This window comes from Trichormus sp. NMC-1 (genome assembly GCF_001858025.1).
GTDB lineage: Bacteria > Cyanobacteriota > Cyanobacteriia > Cyanobacteriales > Nostocaceae > Anabaena.
The window spans coordinates 1,574,219-1,580,590 of sequence record NZ_LZQD01000001.1 but is presented as its reverse complement, the minus strand read 5'-3'; the positions used below and the strand labels follow the sequence as shown (position 1 = coordinate 1,580,590).

The 6,372-nt window shown below is 38.5% G+C and carries 6 protein-coding genes and 1 tRNA gene; 5 read left to right on the top strand and 2 right to left on the bottom strand.

Features of this window, described 5'->3' with window-relative positions; translation table 11 throughout:
• The 4 genes from A9Y75_RS06955 to A9Y75_RS06940 all read left to right on the top strand — a co-directional run.
• On the top strand, positions 1–766 hold a 766-nt coding region (locus tag A9Y75_RS06955), incomplete at its 5' end, for an RNA-guided endonuclease TnpB family protein (RefSeq protein WP_143046370.1).
• Between the two features lie 59 nt (positions 767–825).
• A complete protein-coding gene (locus A9Y75_RS06950; RefSeq protein WP_071188766.1) occupies positions 826–1,311 on the top strand; it encodes a DUF4079 domain-containing protein in 486 nt (161 codons plus the stop codon).
• A 239-nt stretch (positions 1,312–1,550) separates the two neighbouring features.
• Positions 1,551–3,908: a ComEC/Rec2 family competence protein gene (locus tag A9Y75_RS06945; protein WP_071188765.1), complete on the top strand. Its 2,358-nt coding sequence runs from the start codon at positions 1,551–1,553 to the stop codon at positions 3,906–3,908.
• A gap of 113 nt (positions 3,909–4,021) precedes the next feature.
• Positions 4,022–4,106, top strand: a tRNA-Ser gene (locus A9Y75_RS06940).
• 267 nt (positions 4,107–4,373) lie between these two features.
• Here A9Y75_RS06940 and A9Y75_RS29435 read toward each other — a convergent pair.
• Both A9Y75_RS29435 and A9Y75_RS29430 read right to left on the bottom strand, forming a co-directional pair.
• Complete coding sequence (locus A9Y75_RS29435) at positions 4,374–4,628, bottom strand: DUF2267 domain-containing protein (RefSeq protein WP_236721354.1); 255 nt, start codon at positions 4,626–4,628, stop codon at positions 4,374–4,376.
• Positions 4,629–4,666: 38 nt separating this feature from the next.
• Positions 4,667–4,837 carry a hypothetical protein gene (locus tag A9Y75_RS29430; protein ID WP_236721345.1) on the bottom strand — a complete coding sequence of 57 codons (171 nt, stop codon included), beginning with the start codon at positions 4,835–4,837 and terminating at the stop codon, positions 4,667–4,669.
• Between the two features lie 349 nt (positions 4,838–5,186).
• On the opposite strand from A9Y75_RS29430, the gene A9Y75_RS06930 reads away from it, so the two are divergent.
• Positions 5,187–6,341 (top strand): CapA family protein, encoded by a 1,155-nt coding sequence (locus tag A9Y75_RS06930; protein WP_071188764.1) that lies wholly within the window; start codon positions 5,187–5,189, stop codon positions 6,339–6,341.
• Positions 6,342–6,372: the final 31 nt, after the last annotated feature.

Here is a 6,372-nt window from a genome sequence, read left to right as displayed (position 1 = left end):
TGGATGGATAAAGACTTATGAACTTCTACCTACAGGATATAAACCCAAATCAATCACAATTAGTAAACAAGCTGATAAGTGGTTTATCTCCTGGAAAATAGCAGTAGAAACTAGTGAAACTCCTAAAAAACAAGAGTTTGTTGGAGTTGACTTAGGAATAAATCATCTAGCAGTGTTGTCAACAGGAGAAGTATTTAATGGAGCGAAAAGTTATAAAAAGTATGAATCCTTACTAGCAAGAATGCAATATTTGAACCGTCATAAACAAGTCGGTTCTCATAATTATAGAAAAGCCTCTTTCAAAATAGCGAGACTACATCAAAAAATAGCCAATATCAGGAAAGATACATTACATAAAATCACCACCTATATTAGCAAAAACCACGCGGTTATAGGAATAGAAGATTTAAATGTATCAGGGATGTTAGCAAATGGTAAGTTGTCTAAAGCGATAGCTGACATGGGATTTTATGAGTTCCGTCGTCAATTAGAATACAAGACTCAACTTTATGGTAGTAAGTTAGTCATTGTAGATAGATTTTATCCCAGTAGTAAGACTTGTTCTCATTGTGGTGAGAAAAAATCATCTCTGTCACTGTCTCAACGAGTCTTTACCTGTGAGATATGCGGTTTTGATTGTGATAGAGATTTAAATGCAGCTCGTAATTTGAGTCAAGAAGCGGTCAGATTGACCGTGTTAGCCTGTGGACTAGATAGTGCCGACACGAATAGGATGAAGCAGGAAGAAAAAGCTGGTAATTGTTAGCATTTGTTAGCTTTTTTGTATCGGTAATGGTTGATAGTACAAATAGTGGTGTGTGTTAGATGATGATTATCAATGAAATATTAGAACCAATTGCAGCTTGGTTTCGTTCTCTGAGTGTTCCTGAAGTGATTGTGCATTGGGGACATCCAGTGATGATGGGAATTGTGATTTTTGTGGTAGGGACTTTTGTGGGAGTGGCAGGTTGGCGTGGTAAGTTACTGGAAGGTAAGGATAAAGATGCAGCCATTAAAAGCCGTAACGCCCATCGTCAGTTAGCTCCTTGGTTGTTTGTATTCTTGGCAGGTGGATATATTGGTGGGGTTTTGTCATTGGTGATGCAGCGAAAACCACTATTAGAAAGTCCTCACTTTTGGACTGGTTCGCTGGTTTTGATACTGCTATTCATTAATGGTGTAATTTCTCTGAGTGGATTTTTTGGAAATAAAGCTGGATTACGTGTGGTTCATGCTTATTTAGGGACTACAGCACTGGGAATTATGTTTCTTCATGCTGTATTAGGGTTAAATTTGGGTATATCTTTGTGATGTTGTTATTGCCAAAGCCACCAAAGATGAATTATTTGTGTGAAAAGCAGATTAAATATTTATAGGACTTACGCAAGATGTGACTGAAAACCTTATTCCTGTGTAGCGGTAATTCATGAATTACTGCTACTTTGGTTCTGTTTTGCGTAAGTCCTAATTTATAAACTTCATTTATAAACTTCCCTATAGGAAAGTTGATGGAGTATTTTCAATGCTGTGTGCTTTGGCAATAAAATTTTATGATGCAGACGAGTGGAATAATTATTTGTCTTAGTTATATTTTGGGTTTGCTGTTTACAGCAATTCCTTGGGGTGGTGTATGGATTTTGGTTATGGGTGTAGTAGGAGCGATTCTAGTTCAGAGAATATATGCTAATCGCAGGAAATTTACCCTTAAACAAGAAAATGCTTTTACCAAAAGCAAGTCAGTAACTAACGGTTGGACAAATGTTCCTCATCCTAATGTATGGCTAATAGCTGGCTTAGTTGGGGTTTTGGCAACTTTATATTTTCAATTGCGGATACCACAACCAGGGAATAAGGATATTAGTCAGTTTGTTTCTGGGGAAAATAATAGTAATCAAGAACAATTGGTGATTGTACGTGGCAAAGTTGCTAGTAATCCCCGTTTGACTCGTAGTCAGCGGGGACAGTTTTTGCTGGAAGTGACACAGATGGATGAAGTAAAAAATGCCACAAGACCAGCAGAGGCGACAAAAGGCGTAACAGGTAAATTATATGTGACAGTACCCATACTTCAGGTTACGGGTTTATACCCTGCTCAACAAATTGCTGTGACTGGGATTTTGTATAAACCACGAGCAGCATTAAACCCAGGTGCTTTTGACTTTCAGAAATATTTAAAACAGGAAGGTATTTTTGCGGGTTTGATTGGTAAACAGATAAATTTCATTGATGAAGAGAGAAAATGGGGCTGGTGGCTCTTAAGGGAGCAAATTGTGCGATCGCAAGTTCGTTGGTTGGGTGTTCCCGAAGGACCACTTGTCAGTGCTATGGTTTTGGGTAATAAAGCTGTTGATTTACCCTACGATATCCGTGATTTATTTGTGAAGGTGGGATTAGCTCATGCTTTAGCAGCTTCTGGGTTTCAAACTTCCTTGATTTTGGGTGTAATTCTACAACTGACAAGACGTGCAAAAAAGAGAACACAGATTATTCTCGGCTCATTAGGTTTAATTACTTTCCTCTTTTTAGTAGGGTTTCAGGCTGCGGTACTGAGAGCCGTAATTATGGGTTTTGCAGCTTTGATTGGTTTGGCCTTAGAGAGGAAAGTTCAGCAACTAGGGTCATTGCTACTGGCAGCTACACTATTATTGTTATTTAATCCTCTCTGGATTTGGGATTTAGGCTTTCAACTCAGTTTTTTAGCGACATTGGGATTAATTGTCACCGCGTCATCAATCACTAAACGATTGGATTGGTTACCACCTGCGATCGCATCTTTAATTTCTGTGCCTTTAGCCGCTACCATTTGGACTTTACCACTACTGTTACAGGTTTTTAGTGTAGTAGGAGTTTACAGTGTGCCATTGAATATCATCACTACCCCGTTAATTTCTGTGATTAGTATCGGTGGCATGATTAGCGGTTTAACAAGTTTAATCTTGCCAGATTTAGGAAGTAGTTTAGCCAGTTTTTTATATTACCCAACTCATTGGTTAATTCAACTAGCTGAATTTTTTGCAAATCTACCTGGAAGCTCAATTGCAGTTGGTAGTATATCTACTTGGCAAATGCTGATGGTTTACGGATTAATTATATCTACTTGGTTGGTGCGGTGGTGGCAAAAAAGATGGTGGTTTGCTTGTTTAATTTCTGTGGCTTTAGTACTCATTCCCGTTTGGCATTCTGCGAGTAATTTATTACGAATCACATTATTAACAACTGATACCGAACCAGTTTTGATCATTCAAGACCGAGGCCAAGTTACTCTAATTAATAGCGGGGATGAAGGTACAGGAAGATTCACGATTTTACCGTTTCTACAGCAACAGGGTATTAATCGCATAGATTGGGCGATCGCTAGTAAATTCTTACCTAATGAAAGTGATGCTTGGTTAGAAGTTCTACAAAATTTACCAATTAAAAAGTTTTACGCCTATTCTTCTGGTCTAGAAAATAATCTTGAATCTCAAGCAATTCAACAAAAACTGCAAAAGCATCAAGGATTTTATCAACCTTTAACATTAGGACAAACTGTGAATACTGGTTCGACTCTTGCTCAATTTGTCAATGAGAAATTACCTATTTTACGATTGCAGATTTTTGGACAAAATTGGTTATTAGTAGGCAGTGTCAAGTCTCAACAAATAGCAGAACTAGTCAAAACAGGGGGTTTATCTCGTCCGCAAGTGCTGTGGTGTCCATCAGAATCTTTGAAGGATTTAGTTCTAGCACTAAAACCACAAGTTGCGATCGCTACTTCTAATAACCTGGATAGCAAAACTATGTCTGCATTAAATACGGGAAACACAAAATTGTTCTTCACAGGCAAAGATGGAGCTATTCAATGGACACCCAATGGTGACTTTGAAGGGTTTGTTCAAGTACAAGAAAACAAATCTTCAGGTTTGTAAGAAGTTGGGGGATAGCAGCGTAGCCATAATATCCTGAATCCAGATGCTATTATGATATAATGGCGTAAACTAGTATTTCCTTTGTTCACTAAATATTTGGTGAATGAAAAATTGGAGAGGTGTCCGAGTGGTTGATGGTGACGCACTCGAAATGCGTTTTGGGGTAACTCAACGGGGGTTCGAATCCCCCCCTCTCCGTTGATTTTCTTAACTAGGGCTTGTTGAATAAACCTAAAACCTTGATATATTAACACTTTCAGGGTTGAAAATGATGAATCAGGTGCAAGGAATAGGCGTTGAAACCATTCATTTACCTATCACTTTTACAGATTCGAGACTATTCTTACCTCCTTCTAATTCTTCGTCCTGACTCCTGACTCCTGACTCCTGACTCCTGACTCCTGACTCCTAGCCCTCACGAAAAGACTTTTATGCCTACGGCTCCCGTAAGGGATACAGCAAGCCCTAACTACGAACTGTTGCTGGCCAAAGTTCTCGCAATGCGGGTGGCATCATGTTAATAACATCTTCTATCTCTCCTAGGGAAACCCGTTGAGCCATAATTTTGAATACCGCACGCACCAAAGACTCAGCATCAACATCAGGATTAATGTTGCGGAAGTAATCACGGATATGGTTCAAAAATTCTTCCTGTGTCCGATCCTTAGTTTGTTTTGCGCCTGGTCGCCAATTTTCGTAGTAAAATCCTGCTAGTAAGATAGGTAACTGCGCTCCTAAATGAGCAGCTTCTTCTACTGTTAAGCGTACCTTTGGTCAGCGTAGCTATCGCGTAATGCGTGTAATGTAGCTCGTAACCCTTGGAAAACTTGGTGTTTATTTTCCCAACCCAATTCTTTTCCTAACTCATTAATCCAAGGAATTGTTTTCTGTACAGTAGCATCAAAGGTATCTAATCCTGTCATCGTCATAATTTTTACTCCTGTTTCTGTCGATATGCTGAAATAAGTCCGCCTAGAAACCCGATTATTACCAAAAATCAGGGGTTTTCATCGGCTGTTTTCTCTTCAGCGCAATACTGTAAATTCTGTTTTGAATCTCAAAAACTAGTATCAGATCAGATTATAGAAATCCAGATATGTCCCTACTTCTAGCTAATGGAGCATGATTTTGCATCCATTCCTATATCTAGTAGGAGATTAAAAATAAAAAAGCTTGACTTTGGTAGCTCAAGCTAGGAAGTCAGAACTCAGGACTAAAAACTCAGCACTACTGAATCAATTTTGGGTTAAACTAATCCCAGTGTGTGAGCAGTGAAAAATGCCAAATCGCAACCAGACGCAAGTATTTGCTTTGAGTTTTCTGAGTGTCTGTTTTTGTCTAGGTATTAGTTTAGGAGTAACAATCAAGTTTGGAAAAATACAGCAATCAGACGCTGCTGCGACAGAAATTCCCTTATTTTCCCCCGATTTCCCATCAGGTGTAAGTGAAGAACAACAAACAATCACTATAAAAGCCGTTGGGGATATTATTCCCGGTACAAATTTTCCTAACTATAGATTACCAAGCAATCGCAATCAATTATTACCACAGTCCGTCAGAACTCAATTACAAGGAGCGGATATTTTATTTGGTAACTTTGAAAGTAGCTTAACTAACTATCCTTACAGTTCTAAAGATATCAGTCGCGGACAGACTTTTGCCTTTCGTTCACCACCCGCTTATGCTCAATTATTTGCGGAAGTGGGGTTTAACGTATTCAATATAGCGAACAACCACACAATGGATTTCGGTATAGTTGGACAACAAGATACAATCAAAAATTTAGAAACTGCGGGTATAAAAACATTAGGTCATAAAAATCAAATCCTCTATTTAGAAGCGAATCAAATACCCATTGCGATGATTGGCTTTACAACTTATGACTTATATAATTCCGTTCATAACTTAGAAACAGCCAAAGCCCTGGTAGAAGAAGCCAAAAATAACGCCAAAATCGTCATTGTTTCCATGCAAGTAGGAGCAGAAGGAACGGGTGCTTTACACGTAAAGGATAAAACAGAATTTTTCTATGGGGAAAACCGAGGTAACTCCTTAAAATTTGCCCGGACAATGATTGATACAGGAGCCGATTTGGTGTTAGGACATGGGCCTCATGTTCCCAGAGCGATGGAAATTTACAAAGGAAAAATCATTGCTTATTCTTTGGGCAACTTTTTAGGATACAGGACTTTAGCAACAAATGCCCAAACAGGTTACTCAATGATTTTAGAAGTCAAACTCAACTCAGAGGGAAAATTAGTATCCAGTAAAATTATCCCCGTTCATTTAAATCGACAAGGTATCCCGGAAATTGATCAATATTTCAGAACCGTGGGACTCCTGCGGTATTTAAATAATCATGATTTTCCCGATAATACGCTCGAAATTAATCAAAGGGGAGAAATTGTTGTGTTTAATCAAAAACAAGATTAACCTAATTATTCTCATTTGCTGATTTTTCCAA